This window comes from Pantoea sp. At-9b (assembly GCF_000175935.2).
Taxonomy (GTDB): domain Bacteria; phylum Pseudomonadota; class Gammaproteobacteria; order Enterobacterales; family Enterobacteriaceae; genus Pantoea.
In genome coordinates, this window is the sequence record NC_014837.1 from 798,371 (window position 1) to 818,295 (window position 19,925).

The 19,925-nt window shown below is 54.2% G+C and carries 13 protein-coding genes; 11 read left to right on the forward strand and 2 right to left on the reverse strand.

The genetic code is table 11. From position 1 onward, the window contains the following. Window positions 1-32: 32 nt before the first annotated feature. Window positions 33-1,388 (reverse strand): aromatic amino acid transporter AroP, encoded by a 1,356-nt coding sequence (gene aroP / locus PAT9B_RS03510; protein ID WP_013507879.1) that lies wholly within the window; start codon window positions 1,386-1,388, stop codon window positions 33-35. Window positions 1,389-1,892: 504 nt separating this feature from the next. Between aroP and pdhR the strand changes: the two genes are divergently transcribed. The 4 genes from pdhR to lpdA all read left to right on the forward strand — a co-directional run bounded on the left by pdhR (window position 1,893) and on the right by lpdA (window position 8,951). Continuing rightward, window positions 1,893-2,657: a pyruvate dehydrogenase complex transcriptional repressor PdhR gene (gene pdhR / locus PAT9B_RS03515; RefSeq protein WP_013507880.1), complete on the forward strand. Its 765-nt coding sequence runs from the start codon at window positions 1,893-1,895 to the stop codon at window positions 2,655-2,657. Between the two features lie 127 nt (window positions 2,658-2,784). After that, the gene (gene aceE, locus PAT9B_RS03520) at window positions 2,785-5,451 is read left to right on the forward strand and encodes a pyruvate dehydrogenase (acetyl-transferring), homodimeric type (RefSeq protein ID WP_013507881.1); all 2,667 of its coding nucleotides are present in this window, start codon (window positions 2,785-2,787) and stop codon (window positions 5,449-5,451) included. Between the two features lie 14 nt (window positions 5,452-5,465). After that, window positions 5,466-7,352 carry a pyruvate dehydrogenase complex dihydrolipoyllysine-residue acetyltransferase gene (gene aceF / locus PAT9B_RS03525; protein WP_013507882.1) on the forward strand — a complete coding sequence of 629 codons (1,887 nt, stop codon included), beginning with the start codon at window positions 5,466-5,468 and terminating at the stop codon, window positions 7,350-7,352. Window positions 7,353-7,526: 174 nt separating this feature from the next. After that, the gene (gene lpdA / locus PAT9B_RS03530) at window positions 7,527-8,951 is read left to right on the forward strand and encodes a dihydrolipoyl dehydrogenase (RefSeq protein ID WP_013507883.1); all 1,425 of its coding nucleotides are present in this window, start codon (window positions 7,527-7,529) and stop codon (window positions 8,949-8,951) included. Between the two features lie 358 nt (window positions 8,952-9,309). On the opposite strand, the gene PAT9B_RS03535 is transcribed toward lpdA, so the two are convergent. Continuing rightward, complete coding sequence (locus PAT9B_RS03535; protein WP_013507884.1) at window positions 9,310-10,209, reverse strand: LysR family transcriptional regulator; 900 nt, start codon at window positions 10,207-10,209, stop codon at window positions 9,310-9,312. 98 nt (window positions 10,210-10,307) lie between these two features. On the opposite strand from PAT9B_RS03535, the gene PAT9B_RS03540 reads away from it, so the two are divergent. From PAT9B_RS03540 to PAT9B_RS03570, 7 genes are all read left to right on the forward strand, one after another. After that, on the forward strand, window positions 10,308-11,303 hold the full coding sequence (locus PAT9B_RS03540; protein ID WP_013507885.1) for an aldo/keto reductase: 996 nt from the start codon (window positions 10,308-10,310) through the stop codon (window positions 11,301-11,303). A 237-nt stretch (window positions 11,304-11,540) separates the two neighbouring features. Then, window positions 11,541-14,138 (forward strand): bifunctional aconitate hydratase 2/2-methylisocitrate dehydratase, encoded by a 2,598-nt coding sequence (gene acnB / locus PAT9B_RS03545; RefSeq protein ID WP_013507886.1) that lies wholly within the window; start codon window positions 11,541-11,543, stop codon window positions 14,136-14,138. Window positions 14,139-14,727: 589 nt separating this feature from the next. Continuing rightward, window positions 14,728-15,273 (forward strand): spore coat U domain-containing protein, encoded by a 546-nt coding sequence (locus tag PAT9B_RS03550; protein ID WP_013507887.1) that lies wholly within the window; start codon window positions 14,728-14,730, stop codon window positions 15,271-15,273. Window positions 15,274-15,336: 63 nt separating this feature from the next. Beyond that, window positions 15,337-15,807: a spore coat U domain-containing protein gene (locus PAT9B_RS03555; protein WP_369700780.1), complete on the forward strand. Its 471-nt coding sequence runs from the start codon at window positions 15,337-15,339 to the stop codon at window positions 15,805-15,807. Between the two features lie 36 nt (window positions 15,808-15,843). Further along, window positions 15,844-16,587, forward strand: a complete 744-nt coding sequence (locus tag PAT9B_RS03560) for a molecular chaperone (RefSeq protein ID WP_223300456.1) — start codon at window positions 15,844-15,846, stop codon at window positions 16,585-16,587. Continuing rightward, window positions 16,584-18,941: a fimbria/pilus outer membrane usher protein gene (locus PAT9B_RS03565; RefSeq protein ID WP_150105771.1), complete on the forward strand. Its 2,358-nt coding sequence runs from the start codon at window positions 16,584-16,586 to the stop codon at window positions 18,939-18,941. Before PAT9B_RS03560 ends, PAT9B_RS03565 begins: the two co-directional genes overlap by 4 nt. Beyond that, entirely contained in the window at window positions 18,938-19,885 is a 948-nt protein-coding gene (locus PAT9B_RS03570; RefSeq protein WP_013507891.1) for a spore coat protein U domain-containing protein, read from the forward strand. The genes PAT9B_RS03565 and PAT9B_RS03570 overlap by 4 nt, the downstream gene beginning before the upstream one ends. Window positions 19,886-19,925: the final 40 nt, after the last annotated feature.

Sequence of the window (19,925 nt, forward strand, 5' to 3'; positions counted from 1 at the left end):
CCCGCACATCAGGAGCGGGCAGAGAGGGGAGATTATGCTTGCTGCGCTTTGTTTTTAATCGCGTAGCCGACAGCCAGCACCACCAACCAGACCGGAATCAACCAGACAGAAATTGCCATGCCCGGGGTGATCGCCATGATCACCAGAATACCGGCGAGGAACAGCAGGCAGATCCAGTTACCCAGTGGGTAAAGGATGGCGCGGAAGCGAGTGGTAACGCCCTGCTGGTCTTTCTTCTTACGGAATTTCAGGTGTGCCAGGCTGATCATCGCCCAGTTAATCACCAGTGCGGAGACCACCAGCGACATCAGCAGACCAAAGGCTTCGCCCGGCATCAGGTAGTTGATCAGCACACAGAGTGCCGTCGCCACCGCCGATACCAGAATCGTTGCCACCGGTACGCCGCGTTTGTCTACGTTCAGCAGCGCTTTCGGGGCATTGCCCTGTTGTGCCAGACCGAACAGCATGCGGCTGTTGCAGTAAACGCAGCTGTTATACACCGACAGCGCCGCCGTCAGGATCACCACGTTGAGCGCATTGGCGACCAGTGCATCACCCAGCTCGTGGAAAATCAGGACAAACGGGCTGGTATCTGCGGTAACGCGGGTCCACGGCAGCAGTGACAGCAGCACCGCCAGTGAGCCGATGTAGAAAATCAGGATACGCCACAACACCTGGTTGGTGGCTTTAGGAATGCTTTGCTCCGGGTTGTCGGCTTCCGCGGCGGTAATCCCCACCAGCTCCAGACCGCCAAACGAGAACATAATGATCGCCATCATCATCACCAGCCCGCTGAAGCCATTCGGCAAGAAGCCGCCCTGGTTCCACAGGTTGCTGACGGTCGCCTGTGGGCCACCGTTGCCGCTAAACAGCAGCCAGCCGCCGAACAGGATCATACCAATCACCGCGACGACTTTAATGATGGCAAACCAGAACTCCATCTCACCAAACACTTTAACGTTGGTCAGGTTGATGGCGTTGATTACCACAAAGAAGATGGCGGCTGTCGCCCAGGTGGGGAAGTCCGGCCACCAGAACTGGACGTATTTACCGACGGCGGTCAGCTCGGCCATGGCGACCAGCACATACAGCACCCAGTAGTTCCAGCCGGAGGCGAAACCGGCAAAGTTGCCCCAATATTTGTAGGCAAAATGGCTGAAGCTACCGGCTACCGGCTCTTCCACTACCATTTCGCCTAATTGACGCATAATCAGAAAGGCAATAAATCCTGCAATGGCATAGCCAAGAATAACGGCCGGGCCGGCAGATTTGATGACTGAAGCGCTACCCAGAAACAGACCAGTACCTACGGCACCACCCAGCGCAATGAGCTGAATATGGCGATTTTTCAAGCCGCGGTGCAGCGTGTCGCCATGCTGTTGTTCCATACGAACCTCGTGATGTTGTTATTTTTCGCCCAATGTAAGGCTGTTTTTACATAACGTACTCATTTATTTACGGTATCTGGCGTGCTGTGTGCATACGTGAGCTACCATGGCGACCAGAATAGTGATAAGCGCGACGCTTTGCACCTGCTTTTGCTTTTTGTGCTAAGAGATGCCTGAAAAAGCAGCAGCATCCACTGCCCGTCTGCTGCGTTATTTCTGACATGAATTGGTAATAAACTCGAATAGCTTTCCCTTATGGTTGCAAGGGAAGAGAGACGCTAAGCCTGTGTAAGGTTTGGTAAAAGTGAATTCTGTTAACAATTCGCCCTGAAGCTGTATTTCTGTCTTTATCCCAGCCGTTTAGCGCATTTAACCAATGATTATCCCCTGAAGTGTGACGGCTGCCATATAGACACAAGGTGAATACTTTGTTACTTTACCGGCAACTTTTGGCAATTGGTATTACCAATTTACTCCGGGCGCCTGGCAGAATAAGAAGGGACGATGGCTTACAGTAAGATTCGCCAACCAAAGCTCTCCGATGCAATTGAGCAACAGCTGGAATCCCTGATTATGGAAGGGACGCTGCGGCCGGGAGAGAAGCTGCTTCCCGAGCGCGAACTCGCCAAACAATTCGATGTCTCACGTCCTTCTCTTCGTGAAGCGATCCAGCGCCTTGAAGCGAAAGGGTTGCTGCTGCGCCGTCAGGGTGGCGGCACCTTCGTTCAGAAGCATCTCTGGCAAAGCCTGAGCGACCCACTGGTCGGCCTGCTTGCTCAACATCCGGAATCTCAGTTTGACCTGCTGGAAACCCGCCACGCGCTGGAAGGCATTGCTGCGTATTATGCGGCGCTACGGGGTACGGATGAGGATCTGCAACGTATTCGCGACTGCCATGTGCAAATTCAGCAGGCGCAGGATAGTGGCGATCTCGATGCTGAAGCCGACGCGGTGATGCAGTATCAGATCGCTGTCACAGAAGCGGCTCATAATGTGGTGCTTTTGCATTTGCTGCGTTCGATGGGCCCTATGCTGGAACAAAACGTCCGTCAGAATTTTGAATTGCTCTACGCTCGCCGGGAAATGCTGGCGAAAGTGAGCGGTCACCGCGCCAGTATTTTTGAGGCGATTGTGGCTCGTGAGCCAGAACAAGCACGCGAGGCATCACACCGTCACCTGGCGTTCATTGAGGAAATCTTGCTGGATAGAAGTCGGGAGCAGAGTCGTCGTGAACGCTCCCTGCGTCGTTTACAGCAACGTAAGGAATAACGCGCGGCAACGAACGTGCGGATAAAAAGCGACGGGCCTGTCTTCTTGTGCTGTGAACTGAAACAAAGCACAAGCAGACAGGCTCCTGACAATTCAACGTATTAGACACAGATAAGGAATACACCCCATGTCAGAACGTTTACACAATGACGTGGATCCGATCGAAACTCGTGACTGGCTACAGGCGATCGAATCGGTCATCCGTGAAGAAGGTGTTGAGCGCGCGCAGTATCTGATTGACCAGGTATTAAGTGCTGCACGCAAGGGCGGCGTAAAAGTTGCTGCAGGTTCTTCTGCTGTTAGCAACTACATCAACTCTATTGCCGTTGAAGATGAACCGGACTATCCGGGCAACACCTCGCTTGAACGTCGTATCCGTTCCGCAATCCGCTGGAACGCCATCATGTCGGTACTGCGTGCGTCGAAGAAAGATCTGGAGCTGGGTGGTCACCTCTCATCCTTCCAGTCTTCCGCGACTATCTATGAAGTGTGCTTTAACCACTTCTTCCGTGCACGTAGCGAGAAAGATGGCGGCGATCTGGTCTACTTCCAGGGCCATATCTCTCCGGGTATCTACTCTCGTGCGTTCCTTGAAGGTCGCCTGACCGAAGAGCAGATGAACAACTTCCGTCAGGAAGTGCATGGCAACGGTCTCTCTTCTTATCCGCACCCGAAACTGATGCCGGAATTCTGGCAGTTCCCGACCGTATCAATGGGTCTTGGCCCACTGAATGCGATCTATCAGGCTAAATTCCTGAAATATCTGGAACATCGTGGCCTGAAAGATACCTCAGCTCAGACCGTTTACGCCTTCCTCGGCGACGGTGAGATGGATGAGCCGGAATCTAAAGGTGCGATCACCATCGCTGTCCGTGAAAAACTGGACAACCTGGTGTTCATCATCAACTGCAACCTGCAACGTCTGGATGGCCCGGTCACCGGTAACGGTAAGATCATCAACGAGCTGGAAGGCATCTTTGCCGGTGCTGGCTGGAACGTGATCAAAGTGATCTGGGGTGCACGTTGGGATGAGCTGCTGAAGAAAGATACCAGCGGTAAACTGATCCAGCTGATGAACGAAACCGTTGACGGTGACTACCAGACCTTCAAATCACGTGACGGTGCCTACGTGCGTGAGCACTTCTTTGGTAAATACCCGGAGACCGCCGCTCTGGTGAAAGACTGGTCAGACGAAGAGATCTTCGCCCTGAACCGTGGTGGTCACGATCCGAAGAAAATCTACGCAGCACTGAAAAAAGCGCAGGACACCAAAGGCCAGCCGACGCTGATTCTGGCGCATACCATCAAAGGTTATGGTATGGGTGACACTGCTGAAGGCAAAAACATCGCTCACCAGGTGAAGAAGATGAACATGGATGGCGTTCGCTACATCCGCGATCGCTTCAATGTGCCGGTAGCTGATGAAAACATTGAAAAACTGCCTTACGTGACCTTTGAAAAAGGGTCAGAAGAGTACAACTACCTGCACGGTCAGCGTGAAAAACTGGGCGGCTACCTGCCGACTCGCCAGCCTAACTTCACTGAGAAGCTGGACATGCCGGCACTGGAAGAGTTCAGTGCGCTGCTGGAAGAGCAGAGCAAAGAGATCTCTACCACCATCGCCTTCGTGCGTGCGCTGAACGTGATGCTGAAGAACAAGTCGATCAAAGATCGTCTGGTGCCGATCCTTGCCGATGAAGCCCGTACCTTTGGTATGGAAGGTTTGTTCCGTCAGATTGGTATCTACAGCCCGAACGGCCAGCAGTACACCCCGCAGGACCGTGAGCAGGTTGCTTACTATAAAGAAGACGAAAAAGGCCAGATTCTGCAGGAAGGCATCAACGAGCTGGGCGCAGGTTCATCCTGGCTGGCGGCGGCGACCTCTTACAGCACCAACAACCTGCCGATGATTCCGTTCTACATCTATTACTCGATGTTCGGCTTCCAGCGTATCGGTGACCTGATGTGGTTGGCAGGCGACCAGCAGGCGCGTGGCTTCCTCGTCGGCGGCACCTCCGGTCGTACCACCCTGAACGGTGAAGGTTTGCAGCATGAAGATGGCCACAGCCATATTCAGTCGCTGACTATCCCGAACTGTATCTCTTACGACCCGTCTTACGCCTATGAAGTGGCGGTCATCATGCATGACGGTCTGGTACGTATGTACGGCGAAGCGCAGGAAAACATTTACTACTACATCACCACGCTGAACGAAAACTACCACATGCCTGCTATGCCGCAGGGTGCGGAAGAGGGTATCCGTAAGGGTATCTACAAGCTGGAAACGGTTGACGGTAGCAAAGGTAAAGTGCAGCTGCTTGGCTCGGGTTCTATTCTGCGTCACGTTCGTGAAGCGGCACAGATCCTGGCGAAAGACTACGGTATCGGTTCTGACGTCTACAGCGTGACCTCGTTCACCGAACTGGCGCGTGATGGCCAGGATTGCGAACGCTGGAACATGCTGCACCCGACTGAAACGCCGCGCGTGCCTTACATCGCTCAGGTGATGAACGAAGCACCTGCTGTTGCATCAACCGACTACATGAAACTGTTCGCAGAACAGGTTCGTAGCTACGTACCGGCGAGCGACTACCGCGTACTGGGTACTGATGGCTTCGGTCGTTCAGACAGCCGTGAAAACCTGCGTCACCACTTCGAAGTGGATGCATCGTATGTCGTGGTTGCTGCACTGGGTGAACTGGCTAAACGCGGCGAAATCGATAAGAAAGTGGTGGCGGAAGCGATCACCAAATTCAACATCGATGCCGATAAAGTTAACCCGCGTCTGGCTTAAGAGGTAAGAGAGTAATGGCTATCGAAATTAAAGTGCCGGATATCGGGGCTGATGAAGTTGAAGTCACCGAGATTCTGGTCAAGGTAGGTGACAAGGTTGAAGCCGAACAGTCACTGATCACCGTAGAAGGCGATAAAGCTTCGATGGAAGTGCCTTCACCCCAGGCGGGCGTAGTCAAAGAGATCAAAATTGCCACCGGCGACAAAGTCGAAACCGGTTCGCTGATTATGATCTTTGATGCAGAAGGTGCAGCAGCAGCTGCACCGGCGGCAGAAGAGAAGAAAGCAGAAGCCGCACCGGCACCTGCTGCTGCCGCTGCTGTCAGCAAAGATGTCAATGTGCCGGATATCGGCGGTGACGAAGTGGAAGTCACCGAGATTCTGGTCAAAGTGGGCGACACCGTTGCGGCTGAGCAGTCACTGATCACCGTGGAAGGCGACAAAGCCTCAATGGAAGTCCCGGCTCCGTTCGCGGGCGTGGTGAAAGAGATCAAAATCGCCACCGGCGATAAAGTGAACACTGGTTCGCTTATCATGGTATTTGAAGCGCAAGGCGCTGCTGCTCCGGCAGCCCCTGCGGCAGCGGCACAACCTGCTGCTGCACCGGCTCCTGCGGCCGCTGCTGGTGCGAAAGATGTCAACGTACCGGATATCGGTGGTGATGAAGTGGAAGTCACCGAAGTGCTGGTCAAAGTGGGCGATAAAGTTACCGCTGAGCAGTCACTGATTGTGGTGGAAGGCGATAAAGCGTCAATGGAAGTCCCGGCTCCGTTCGCGGGTACCGTTAAAGAGCTGAAAGTCGCTACCGGTGACAAAGTGAAAACCGGCTCGCTGATTATGGTGTTTGAAGTAGAAGGCGCTGCGCCTGCTGCTGCCACCCCGGCGAAACAGGAAGCGGCACCGGCTGCTGCTGCACCTGCACCGGCAGCCCCGGCGACAAAAGCCGAGGCGAAGAGCGACTTTGCTGAGAACGATGCCTACGTGCACGCCACGCCGGTGATTCGTCGTCTGGCACGTGAGTTCGGTGTTAACCTGGCGAAAGTCAAAGGCACTGGCCGTAAGGGTCGCATCCTGAAAGAAGACGTTCAGGCCTATGTGAAGGATGCGGTGAAACGCGCTGAAACCGCTCCAGCAGCGGCGGCGAGTGGCGGTAGCCTGCCTGGCCTGCTGCCGTGGCCGAAAGTGGACTTCAGCAAGTTCGGCGAAATCGAAGAAGTCGAGTTGGGTCGTATCCAGAAAATCTCGGGTGCTAACCTGAGCCGTAACTGGGTGATGATTCCGCATGTGACCCACTTCGACAAGACCGATATCACTGATCTGGAAGCGTTCCGTAAACAGCAGAACAGCGAAGCAGAGAAACGTAAGCTGGATGTGAAATTCACCCCGGTGGTGTTTATCATGAAAGCCGTTGCCGCTGCGCTGGAACAGATGCCGCGTTTCAACAGCTCACTGTCCGAAGATGGTCAGAAACTGACGCTGAAGAAATACATCAACATCGGTGTGGCCGTGGATACGCCAAACGGTCTGGTGGTTCCGGTGTTCAAAGATGTGAACAAAAAAGGCATCACTGAGCTGTCGCGTGAACTGATGGCGATCTCGAAAAAAGCGCGTGACGGTAAGCTGACGGCGGGCGACATGCAGGGTGGATGTTTCACCATCTCCAGCCTGGGTGGCCTGGGTACGACGCACTTCGCGCCAATCGTGAACGCGCCGGAAGTGGCGATCCTCGGTGTTTCCAAGTCGGCGATGGAACCGGTATGGAACGGTAAAGAGTTTGCTCCGCGTCTGATGATGCCAATCTCTCTATCCTTCGACCACCGCGTGATCGACGGTGCTGATGGTGCGCGCTTTATCACCATCATCAACAACATGTTGTCAGATATTCGCCGTCTGGTGATGTGAAGTTAATCAAGGCCGGCGAATGCCGGCCTTGTTGTACGCATTCAGAGTCACCGCGGTTGGCAGTTTATTAACAATTCTGTAAACTCTTGCGGTGAAATGTGCCGGTGGAATAAGGGCATCCAGAGCCTGGGACAGGTTCGCGTCTGACCGCCGGAAATCTAATAAGAGGTCATGATGAGTACAGAGATTAAAACTCAAGTCGTGGTACTTGGGGCAGGTCCTGCAGGTTACTCTGCAGCCTTCCGTTGCGCTGATTTAGGTCTGGAAACCGTACTGGTAGAGCGCTACAGCACCCTCGGTGGTGTCTGTCTGAATGTTGGCTGTATCCCGTCAAAAGCGCTGCTGCACGTAGCGAAAGTCATTGAAGAAGCGAAAGCACTGGAAGAACACGGTATCGTGTTTGGTCAGCCTTCAACTGACATCAACAAAATTCGTACCTGGAAAGAGAAAGTCATCACACAACTGACCGGTGGCCTGGCGGGTATGGCCAAAGGCCGTAAAGTCAAAGTGGTGAACGGTCTGGGTAAATTCACCGGTGCTAACACCCTGGTGGTTGAAGGTGAAGGCGGTGCGACCACCATCAACTTCGACAACGCGATCATCGCGGCAGGTTCTCGCCCGATTGAACTGCCATTCATTCCGCACGAAGATCCGCGCGTGTGGGATTCAACCGATGCGCTGGAACTGAAAGAAGTACCGAAGCGTCTGCTGGTGATGGGCGGTGGTATCATCGGTCTGGAGATGGGTACCGTTTACCATGCGCTGGGTTCAGAGATCGACGTGGTTGAGATGTTTGACCAGGTGATCCCGGCAGCCGATAAAGACGTGGTGAAAGTGTTCACCAAACGCATCAGCAAGAAATTCAACCTGATGCTGGAAACTAAAGTCACTGCCGTTGTTGCGAAAGAAGACGGTATTTACGTTTCTATGGAAGGCAAAAAAGCGCCGTCTGAAGCACAGCGTTACGACGCGGTGCTGGTGGCGATTGGCCGTGTACCGAATGGTAAAGGCTTGGATGCTGGTAAAGCGGGCGTGGAAGTGGACGATCGTGGTTTTATCCGCGTCGACAAACAAATGCGTACCAACGTGCCGCATATCTATGCGATCGGTGACATCGTTGGTCAACCGATGCTGGCGCACAAAGGCGTACACGAAGGCCACGTCGCGGCAGAAGTTATCGCCGGTATGAAGCACTACTTCGATCCGAAAGTGATTCCGTCAATTGCTTACACCGAGCCAGAAGTGGCATGGGTAGGTCTGACCGAGAAAGAAGCGAAAGAGAAAGGCATCAGCTACGAAGTTTCCACCTTCCCGTGGGCTGCTTCAGGCCGTGCCATCGCTTCTGACTGCGCTGACGGTATGACCAAACTGATTTTCGACAAAGAAACGCACCGTGTTATCGGTGGCGCGATTGTCGGCACCAACGGCGGCGAGCTGTTGGGTGAAATCGGTCTGGCGATCGAGATGGGCTGTGATGCGGAAGATATCGCGTTGACCATCCATGCGCACCCGACGCTGCACGAGTCTGTTGGCTTGGCAGCAGAAGTGTTCGAAGGTAGCATTACCGACCTGCCGAACCCGAAAGCGAAAAAGAAATAAGCGCTGAAAAATAAAAAAAACGGCTCCCTGAGGGAGCCGTTTTTTATTATACGTTTACTAATATATATATTCTGTAGCTGCGCGATTTATCGTATTCGTTTTATTACATGCAAATGTTTAAATAAGCGCGATAAATCGCGCCGCTACGTCGTCACGTGCTCCTTGATTTAAAGCGAGCAAACTCTCCACAACCCACCTCAATTCATTTCTGATGCTTAAGGCAGATTGCCTCAAGCGCCCGCAGGCAGTCTAATCTTATTTTTATTAATTTCACTGTTTATTTTTATACTGTTTCTGCTCTTATTGCTTGTCTGTATTAGTTGTTCTCGTTACTTGATAAGGTAACGAGAATTGGATTTTATTTTCTATTTTCCTTAAGCCAGTCAATAAAATAACGTAAAGGCGTCGACAAATATTTACGACTTGGATAATAAAGCCAAAAGCCTTCTTCCACCTGAGTAAAATCAGATAAAATTTCCACCAGATCACCTCGCTGGATGGCATCCATCACCGTTCCGTGATGTAAGAAGGCAATACCTGCCCCTGCCAGCGCCGCCTGCAAAATGCGTTCGTTATTGTCGAGCACCAACGAGCCGTTTACCGCCACTTCCTGTTTTTGCCCATCCTGCCAGAACTCCCAACGATAGCGACGCCCGCTGGGAAAACGGCGTTCTATACAGGGAAAATTGAGCAATGCAGCCGGTGAGTTGGGTACACCATAGCGTGCGATAAATTCGGGAGTAGCGACGGCCAGGGCACGCATTGGGATACCAAAGGGGACCGCTACCATATCCTGCGCCAGCACCGCGCCGTAGCGCACCCCGGCATCGAAACCGGCGGCCACAATATCCAGCAGCGAATCGTTGCTGTCGATCTCCAGCGTGATGTCCGGATAGCGCTGCATAAACGGCAGGATCAACGACTGGAAAAATAGTGCTTCTGCTGAGCGCGGCATGCTGATACGCAGGCTGCCGCGCGGATCGCTGCGCCAGTCGTTCAGCTCATCAACCGCCTGTGCCAGATCCTGCAAAGCCGGTTGAATGCGCTGGAGAAAACGATCTCCGGCCTCGGTCAGTGCCACTTTGCGCGTGGTGCGATTTAACAGCCGCACCCCGAGGCGTTCTTCAAAATTACGCATTGCATGGCTGAGCGCAGAAGGCGTGATATTGCGTTCGCTGGCGGCTTTGCGAAAGCTCAGATGCTGCGCGATAGCGGCAAACATCTCCAGTTCCTGTAGCGTGGCGCGATAAGGGTTCATTACTGAATTTTACTCACTAAATCGGCAAGAATGCCTCAATTGTTGCTGCAATTGTTGAGGGTTATAACAATAACACTGACAGCAAAGAGGATGAAACAATGCAACAGCGTCAATTAGGCAATCAGGGATTACAGGTTTCAGCATTGGGATTGGGCTGCATGGGCATGTCATTTGCCTATGGTCAGAACGATGAGAAGCAAGCGTTGAATACCCTGGCTCGCGCCTTTGAACTGGGTGTCAATTTTCTTGATACCGCCGAGGTTTATGGCCCTTTTACCAATGAAACCTTGCTGGCAAAAGCGTTGCAAGGGCGCAAAGACATTAAGATTGCCACCAAATTCGGCTTCCGCATCAACGAGCAGGGCGAAGGCTGGGAGCGGGTTACTGGGGTGAACAGTGATCCGGCCCATATTCGCCGTGCGGTGGAAGGCTCGCTGCAACGTCTCGGCGTCGAAACCATCGAACTTCTTTATCAACATCGTCTCGATCCGGCAGTACCGATTGAAGAGGTGGTGGGGGTGATGGCCGATCTGGTGCGTGAAGGTAAAGTCAAATACCTCGGCTTGTCGGAAGTCTCCTCCGCCACCCTGCGACGCGCCAATGCGGTACACCCTATCTCGGCGTTACAAAGTGAATACTCCTTATGGACGCGCGACCCGGAGCAAGAAATCCTCGCGACCTGCCGCGAGCTGAATATTGGCTTTGTGCCTTACAGCCCATTAGGTCGGGGGTTCCTGACAGGAAAATTCCCGGCAGCGGCAACCCTGGCTGAAGATGATTTCCGACGTAATCTGCCGCGCTTCCAACAGGATGCTCAGGCGCATAACCAGAAGTTAGTGAATCAGCTGACAGAGATGGCCGCAGGTTATGATGCCACGCCTGCGCAACTGGCATTGGCCTGGGTGCTGGCAAAAGGTGAGTTTATTGTCCCGATTCCCGGTGCCAGCAAGATCGCGCATCTGGAACAAAACTGTGCCGCAACCACGTTGGCAGTACGCAGTGCCGATATCAGCACGCTGGATGCGCTATTCGATCCGCAACATATCCAGGGTGAGCGTTATAACACCACGGAATTTGTGCTGGTCGATCGTTAATCCACATCATGTGCTTCACAATACAGCAGGCATTTATTGCCTGCTTTTTTTTGTGATGTGGCGTCATTGAAGCGGAATCTGCTGCTTAACGAAAGGATGTTGCTTTTTTGTAAACAGATTAACAATCAGCCGAAATGCTGCTATGCTGGCCGACGCGGAACCGGGCACCTCACCCTACTGTTGGACTGCGTTATAGGGTGCACCGGAAAGCTATACAATGAGAGCGAGGAGAACGTCGTGCTAGAAGAATACCGTAAGCACGTTGCCGAGCGTGCTGCCCAGGGAATCGTACCTAAGCCGTTAGATGCTTCCCAAATGGCCGCGCTGGTTGAACTGCTGAAAAACCCGCCAGCGGGTGAAGAAGAATTCCTTACTGACCTGTTGGTCAACCGTGTCCCACCAGGTGTTGATGAAGCGGCCTATGTAAAAGCCGGTTTCCTGGCAGCTGTCGCGAAGGGCGAAGCCCACTCTCCTCTGGTTACTCCTGAAAAAGCAGTCGAACTGCTGGGCACCATGCAGGGCGGTTATAACATCCATGCGTTGATTGAGGCGCTTGATGATGACGCACTGGCCCCGATTGCCGCAGAGGCCCTGTCCCACACGCTGCTGATGTTCGATAACTTCTACGACGTCGAAGAGAAAGCCAAAGCGGGTAACCCACACGCGAAAAAAATTATCCAGTCCTGGGCCGATGCAGAATGGTTCCTGAAGCGTCCTAAACTGGCAGAAAAAATCACCACCACCGTGTTCAAAGTGACCGGCGAGACCAACACCGATGACCTCTCTCCGGCACCGGATGCATGGTCTCGTCCGGATATTCCACTGCACGCGCTGGCGATGCTGAAGAACGCCCGTGAAGGCATCGAACCCGATGATGCTGGTAACATCGGCCCAATCAAACAGATCGAAGCATTACAGAAAAAAGGTTTCCCGCTGACTTACGTCGGTGACGTAGTGGGTACCGGTTCTTCCCGTAAATCAGCCACCAACTCGGTGCTGTGGTTTATGGGTGAGGACATTCCGTATGTGCCGAACAAGAAAGGCGGCGGTCTGTGCCTTGGCGGTAAAATCGCGCCAATCTTCTTCAACACCATGGAAGATGCTGGCGCATTGCCGATCGAAGTGGACGTTGATCGTCTGAATATGGGGGATGTGATCGATGTCTACCCGTATAAAGGCGAAGTGCGCAATCACGACACCGACGAACTGCTGGCGAAATTCGAGCTGAAAACTGAAGTGCTGCTGGATGAAGTGCGTGCCGGTGGTCGTATTCCGCTGATTATCGGTCGTGGCCTGACAGCCAAAGCCCGTGAATCTCTGGGTCTGCCGCACAGCGATGTGTTCCTGCAAGCCAAAGATGTTGCCGCCAGCAGCCGTGGCTTCTCACTGGCGCAGAAAATGGTGGGCCGTGCCTGTGGCGTGGAAGGTATCCGTCCTGGCGCGTACTGCGAACCCAAAATGACCTCAGTCGGTTCTCAGGACACCACCGGTCCGATGACCCGTGATGAACTGAAAGACCTGGCTTGCCTGGGCTTCTCCGCTGACCTGGTGATGCAATCTTTCTGTCACACTGCCGCTTACCCGAAACCGGTAGACGTGACCACGCACCACACCCTGCCAGACTTCATTATGAACCGTGGCGGGGTTTCCCTGCGTCCGGGCGATGGCGTTATTCACAGCTGGCTGAACCGTATGCTGCTGCCGGATACCGTCGGTACCGGTGGTGACTCCCATACCCGTTTCCCGATTGGTATTTCGTTCCCGGCCGGTTCAGGTCTGGTGGCGTTTGCTGCGGCAACGGGCGTGATGCCGTTGGATATGCCGGAATCCGTGCTGGTGCGTTTCAAAGGCGAAATGCAGCCGGGCATTACCCTGCGCGATCTGGTGCACGCTATCCCGCTGTACGCCATCAAGCAGGGCCTGCTGACCGTTGAGAAGAAAGGGAAGAAAAACATCTTCTCTGGCCGCGTGCTGGAAATCGAAGGTCTGCCAAAACTGAAAGTGGAGCAGGCGTTTGAACTGACCGATGCGTCTGCTGAACGTTCTGCTGCCGGTTGTACCATCAAGCTGGATAAAGAGCCGATTATCGAGTATCTCAACTCGAACATCGTGCTGCTGAAGTGGATGATCTCCGAAGGCTACGGCGATCGTCGTACTCTGGAACGCCGCGTCGAGGGTATGGAAAAATGGCTGGCCGATCCGCAACTGCTGGAAGGCGATGCGGATGCGGAATACGCTGCGGTGATCGACATCGATCTGGCTGAAATCAAAGAGCCGATCCTGTGTGCGCCGAACGATCCGGATGATGCGCGTTTACTGTCTGATGTGCAGGGTGCGAAGATCGATGAAGTATTTATCGGTTCCTGCATGACCAACATCGGCCACTTCCGTGCCGCTGGTAAGCTGCTGGATAGCCACAAAGGCCAGCTGCCAACCCGTCTGTGGGTGGCTCCGCCAACCAAGATGGATGCGGCACAGCTTACCGAAGAGGGCTACTACAGCGTGTTTGGTAAGAGCGGTGCGCGTATTGAGATCCCGGGTTGCTCGCTGTGTATGGGTAACCAGGCGCGTGTGGCTGACGGTGCGACGGTGGTTTCCACCTCGACCCGTAACTTCCCGAACCGTCTCGGTACTGGCGCGAACGTGTATCTGGCCTCTGCGGAACTGGCGGCTGTCGCCTCGCTGCTGGGTAAACTGCCGACGCCGGACGAGTATCAGCAGTTCATGACCCAGGTTGATAAGACGGCGGCAGATACCTACCGCTACCTCAACTTTGATCAGCTGCACCAGTACACCGATAAAGCCGACAACGTGATCTTCCAGACCGCGCTGTAATTCATTTAAGGCGTTATCAGGGGGCGATGAGAATCGCCCCTTTTTTATGGGTAATTTTTCTTCCTCTTCATGCGGTAAGTTAAGAAAAATCACTGATTTCATTTTTGTTAATCATTAATTTTTTTGCTGAATTCATCGCCTCCAGGGGTGTGATAATCACTGCTGAAGTAATATCGTTACGGTGAGTTATTTTTTATCCCGATGAATGGGGCCTTTTTATCTCACAGTCATTTATGAGCATGTTAATCCTATGTAATTTTTCTGCGAAAAATATTGGATTAACATCCTGCCGTTTGCTGCTTTCTTGCTGATACAAAACCAATCTTTATCTCAAATATGGAGGATAAAATTGTTTTAGGATAATTCTTAATCTGCGACTTTCCTTCCTCTTTTGGCCCGGTGTATGTTTTAAAAAAGTGGCAATACGTGAATCCACGGTCATTGTCATGACAAAGAGTTGCCTGCATTTTAATGATTAAATCTGAACGGTTGTCTAAAAGATGGCTGCGTTGATTTTCGCCACATTTAAGCAGATTTAAATATTTCAGGTGCCGGATAAAAAACATCATCGCAATACTGTGGGGTCAAAATGGAATTCAAATCCGCCGTCTGTGGTCTCGCCGTGGCTGTTGCCACGGTTTGTCAGCCTTTCACTGCGCAAGCCGCTGGCACCCTTAGCGGGCAGCTGGGCATTCAGGTCATCATCAGCGAGGGTTGCACTGTAGGAAACAACGATTCCAGTGGGTCAACCAATGACTGGGGTTCCATCAACTTCGGTACCTACGCTGACCTCGCTAACATCATTGATGGCAGTGTGTTGGGTTCTGACGGCAGCAGTACCGTTACCGTCACCTGCACCAGTGGTCTCTCACCGACGATGACCCTGGACGGTGGTCTCAACGGGAGCAGCACGCTGCGCAATATGTCCTCCGGTAGCACACTGATCCCCTATCGCCTCTATTCCGACTCATCACGCAGTACCGAGATTGCGGTCAATGGCAGTGTCTCGCTGACGGCGGATGGCACCGAGCAGGATATCCCGATTTATGGTCGCATTCTGCCGTCTGACCAGAGCACAACCGCGCCGGCCTCCGGGACTTACGTTGATACGGTCACGGCAACGCTGGCCTGGTAAGCCTGGTGCTACGCCATGGAGAGGCACATCGCGCTGAGCCTGTTGTGGTTTTCCTTGCCTTGTATGGCAAGCACCACGACCGACAGTTTTCAGGTCAGCGCGACCATCACCAGCGGCTGCGCCTTCGGCACCAGCGAAACCAGTGGCAGCACCGATTTTGGCACGCTCAGTTTCGGCACCATGACCGCGATCAGCAGCAACGTCGATGTGGCGAGCAACAGCGGAGCCGGATCGATTGTGGTGACTTGCACACCCGGAACCGCGATCAGTCTGGCGCTGGATTACGGTGAACATGGGGGCAGCGCCAGCAGCCGATACATGAGTAACAGCAGTGGTTCAGCCACCCTGGGTTATCAGCTTTATCAGGATGCGGCACACAGTGCCGTCTGGGGAACCGGATCACTGGCTTACAGCGTGGCATCGTTTCCCGACACGACCCAAACCTACACGGTCTATGGACGCCTGTTTGCCACCGATGGCTTACCCGTTTCCGGGACTTACAGCGATACCGTCACCGTGACTCTGACCTATTAAATAATGAAAAAACAAACAATTAAATATTTGCTGTTAATGATGATCGCGCTTCTCAGTGGCGCGGGTCATGCCGCCAGTTCGGTACTGGTGTGGCCGATTTTCCAGGTCATTGAGGCGGATCAGCAGGGCAGTGCGCTATGGCTGGAGAATCGTGGTAGCCGCCCGGTACGTTTACAAATTCGCGTGCTGGCCTGGCAGCAAGTGGCATACCGTGACCGTTATGCCGACCAAAATAACGTCATCGCCAGCCCGCCATTTGCTTCAGTGCCGCCACAACAGCGTCAGTTAATTCGTCTGATCCGCACTGGCGCACCGCCCAGCCAGGGGGAGCAGGCGTATCGCATCATCCTGGATGAAATCCCTGATGCCAACGTCCCGGCAGAAAAGAACAGCGCAGGCCTGCGGTTGCAGATGCGGTATGTGCTGCCGCTGTTTTTGGATGCACCAGGGGTCTGGACACAAACACGCAATGACCTGCATCGTGCCGCCGCCAGTGCCAGCCAGCCGCAATTGCACTGGCAGCAAGTCACCCAGCAAGGCAAACCGATGCTGCAAATCCGTAATCAGGGCGTGGTGCATGCCCGTCTGACCAATGTGTTCTGGGGCATGCAACCTGTCGCCAGTAAAGCCTCATTGACGCTAACCAAAGGTTTTCTGGGATATATCCTGCCGGGACAAACCATGCAGTTTCCCATGCCGCCAGGCCGAGCCATACCGGCTGGTGCCACACTCTATGCCCAATTGTCCGATAACGGTTCACCGGTTGCTTTAGCCCAATGAGGCCGCATGCAGTGACGCGATTGGCGCTACTGCCGGGGCTTCTGTTGTGGGGGTGTCGGGATGCAGCAGCGCAAGTGTATGACAGCCTGCCACCGCCGCGTGCGTTGCAGACTAACCAGAGCGATTACACCCTGTGGCTGACGCTCGCCGTTAATGGTCGCAATGATAACAACGTGGTGCCCGTCATTGTGCATCAAGGTGATTATCTGGTGGATGCAACGGTACTGCGGCGCAATTTTATCCCGTTAGCAGCGATGCTAAATGGTGCACAGAACGTCAATGCGTTGGCGCAGGTGCAGGTCAGTTACGACAGCGTGCATCAGATTTTGCAGCTCAAAGTGCCGGATAGCTGGCTGCCATCACAGCAGCTAACTGACTCGAAAGCGGCAGCCAGTATTGCCCTCAGTTCACCCGGAATGCTGCTGAACTACGATGCCTGGAGCGTGAAAAATGGCGAGGAAAGCAGTTATACCGCCGTCTGGCTGGAGCAGCGTTTTTTCACTGGCAATGGCTATCTTTCCAACACCGGCAGCTGGCGACAGGACTGGCGCGGCGCTGACACAAGCGGGCAGGGCTACCTGCGTTATGACACCACCTGGAAGTACAGCGATGTTGACCGCATGGTCAGCTACCAGTTGGGGGATGTCGTGAGCAACTCGCTGAGCTGGAGCAACTCAGTGCGACTCGGTGGCCTGCGCATCAGCCGTAGTTTTGCCGTGCGCCCGGACCTGGTGACCTACCCATTGCTGAACTGGTCTGGCACGGCGGCGGTGCCGGGCAGTGTCGATCTGTTTATCAATGGTTATAAAACCAGCAGCAATAGCCTGAATGCCGGTCCGTGGAGCCTGACCAGCACGCCCTATATCAACGGGGCTGGTGAGGCGACGGTAGTCACCACGGACGCGTTGGGGCGCCAGGTGGAAACCACCATTCCGTTTTACGTCTCGAATCAGTTGTTGCGCAGCGGATTGAGTGATTTCGATTTCAGCGCCGGTGCGTTGCGTCAGAACTACGGTTCACGCAGTGCCGATTATGATGCCGCCGCGTTGAGTAGTTTTTATCGTTACGGTCTGAACGACCATCTGACACTGGCGTTTGAAGGGGAAGGCCGGGCAGGGCTGGTGCGGGTGGGTGCGGGGGCTGATATGTCGGTGGCGCGCCTCGGGACACTCTCGCTCAGTGCCAGCCAGTCGCAGTCGGACCGCAGCGGCCAGCAATATTCGCTCGGTTATTCATGGTATTCGTCGCGCTTCAGCCTGAATCTGAGTCATGTGCAGCGCACGGCGGATTTCAGTGATTTGTCGGTTTATGGCACCAGTGCCAGCCTGAGTCAGCGTTCTGAGCAGGCGACCCTCAGCTTCGCGCCATTTGGCAGCCTGATCGGCACTATTGGCCTTGGCTATTTCGATATTACTGCGCATGACGGCACCCGCACCCGATTGGCAAACCTGTCCTGGAGTCGTGGTTTGTGGGGCAGCAGTAGCCTCCATCTGGCTCTGAACAAAACACTCGGATCCAGCGGCGTCAGCGGTCAATTACAGTTGATCATACCATTGGGCCAAACGGGATCGATGACCGCCAGTAGCCAGCGCACCAGTAGCGGAGAACTGGCACAGACGCTCAGTTACAGTCGCGCGGCTCCCGCCGCAGGCGGCTTTGGCTGGAACCTTGCGGCCTCGCAGGGTAACGCGGGTTATCGCCAGGCCGATCTCACCTGGAAAACCCGTTATACGGTGCTGAGTGGCGGTGTTTATGGATCACCTGGCGACCGCACCAGTTGGTTTGATGCCAGCGGTGCGCTGGTGTGGATGGATAATTCCCTGTTCGCCAGTAGCAAAGTCAACGATGCCTTTATTGTGGTGAGCACGTCCGGCTACCGCGATATTCCGGTGCGCTATGAGAACCAGCTATTGGGCAACACTGACCGCAGCGGTCATCTGCTGGTGCCTTGGGTCAGCGCTTGGTATCCGGCGAAGCTGACCATCGACCCGCTAAATTTACCTGCCGATATTGAAACGCCAGTGGTTGAGCAACGCGTGGCTGTACGTGAAGCCAGTGGTGCGCTGGTGACTTTCCCGCTGCATAAGACACGCCCGCTGTTGCTCACGTTAGTGGACAGTGAACACCACGCGCTGCCGCCCGGCACGCTGGTAACGGAAACCCACAGCGGGCAAACGGCGCAAATGGGCTATGGCGGTGAGGTGTGGTTCGACAATGTCCCTGAGCAGAGCGACATTGCCGTCTCGCTGCCGGGTGGGGTATGTCGTCATGCCATCAGCCTGCGTGGCGTGCAGGCACAGTTCAAAATTGGCCCACTGATTTGCCCGTCCTCTACCCAGGAGACTCAACCATGAAACGGATTATCGCACTGCTGGCCGTGTTATTGCTGGGCTGGAGTGGGGCGGTGTTGGCCGATTGTACCGCCAGCTCCAGCAATACCAATCTTGGCACCGTCAGTTCATTTACCCTTGCCAGCACCGCGCAGACCGTGGAAACCGGCACCGGGTTCACCTGTTCCGGCAGTTTGTTATCATTACTGAGCACCAATACCGTGACCGCAACATTGGGCAGTTCCGCTAATGCCTCTGCCACCACACCGCGTTTATATAACAGCGCCAGCGGCAGCTATATCCCCTACACCGTTTGTGGTGACAGTGCCTGTAGTACCACGGCCAGCATTGGCAGCAGCAAAACCTGGAGTTCAACCACGCTCCTCGGGTTGCTTGGCCTGTTTAATGCCAGTGACGGTTCGCTGCCGCTGTATATCAGGAATACTGCCGGGGTGAATGTGCCGGCGGGCACGTACACCGACACACTGACACTGAACTGGAGCTACAGCATTTGCTTTGTCGGGGTATTGGGACTGTGCGTGTACACCACCGGTACGGCGACCTCGTACATTTATCTGACGCTGGTGGTAACCAATGATTGTGCCATTGATAGTGCTCCCGACGTGGATTTTGGCAGTGCCTCCTTGCCCTCCAGCTTCAGCAGCATCGCTTCCACGTTGGGTATCCGTTGCACCCTGAATGCGACTTATACCGTTAATCTCACCAGCAGTAACGCCAGCAGCGGCAATTGGCGGCAGATGTCGGCCAGTACCAGCGCCGGGACATCGTTACTGCAATATCAACTTTACCAGCCCGATGGCACGGCCTGGACCGCCAGTAATGACCTGAGTGAAACGGGCACCGGCGCGACCCAAAGCATCAACTACACGGCGCAGGTGAATCCGGACCAGACCAATCAGCCTGCCGGAAGTTATAGCGATACGGTGACGGTGACCGTCAGTTACTGAATGGCTGCGTTTCGTCGCGGGGCCTGGCATAATGCGAGCA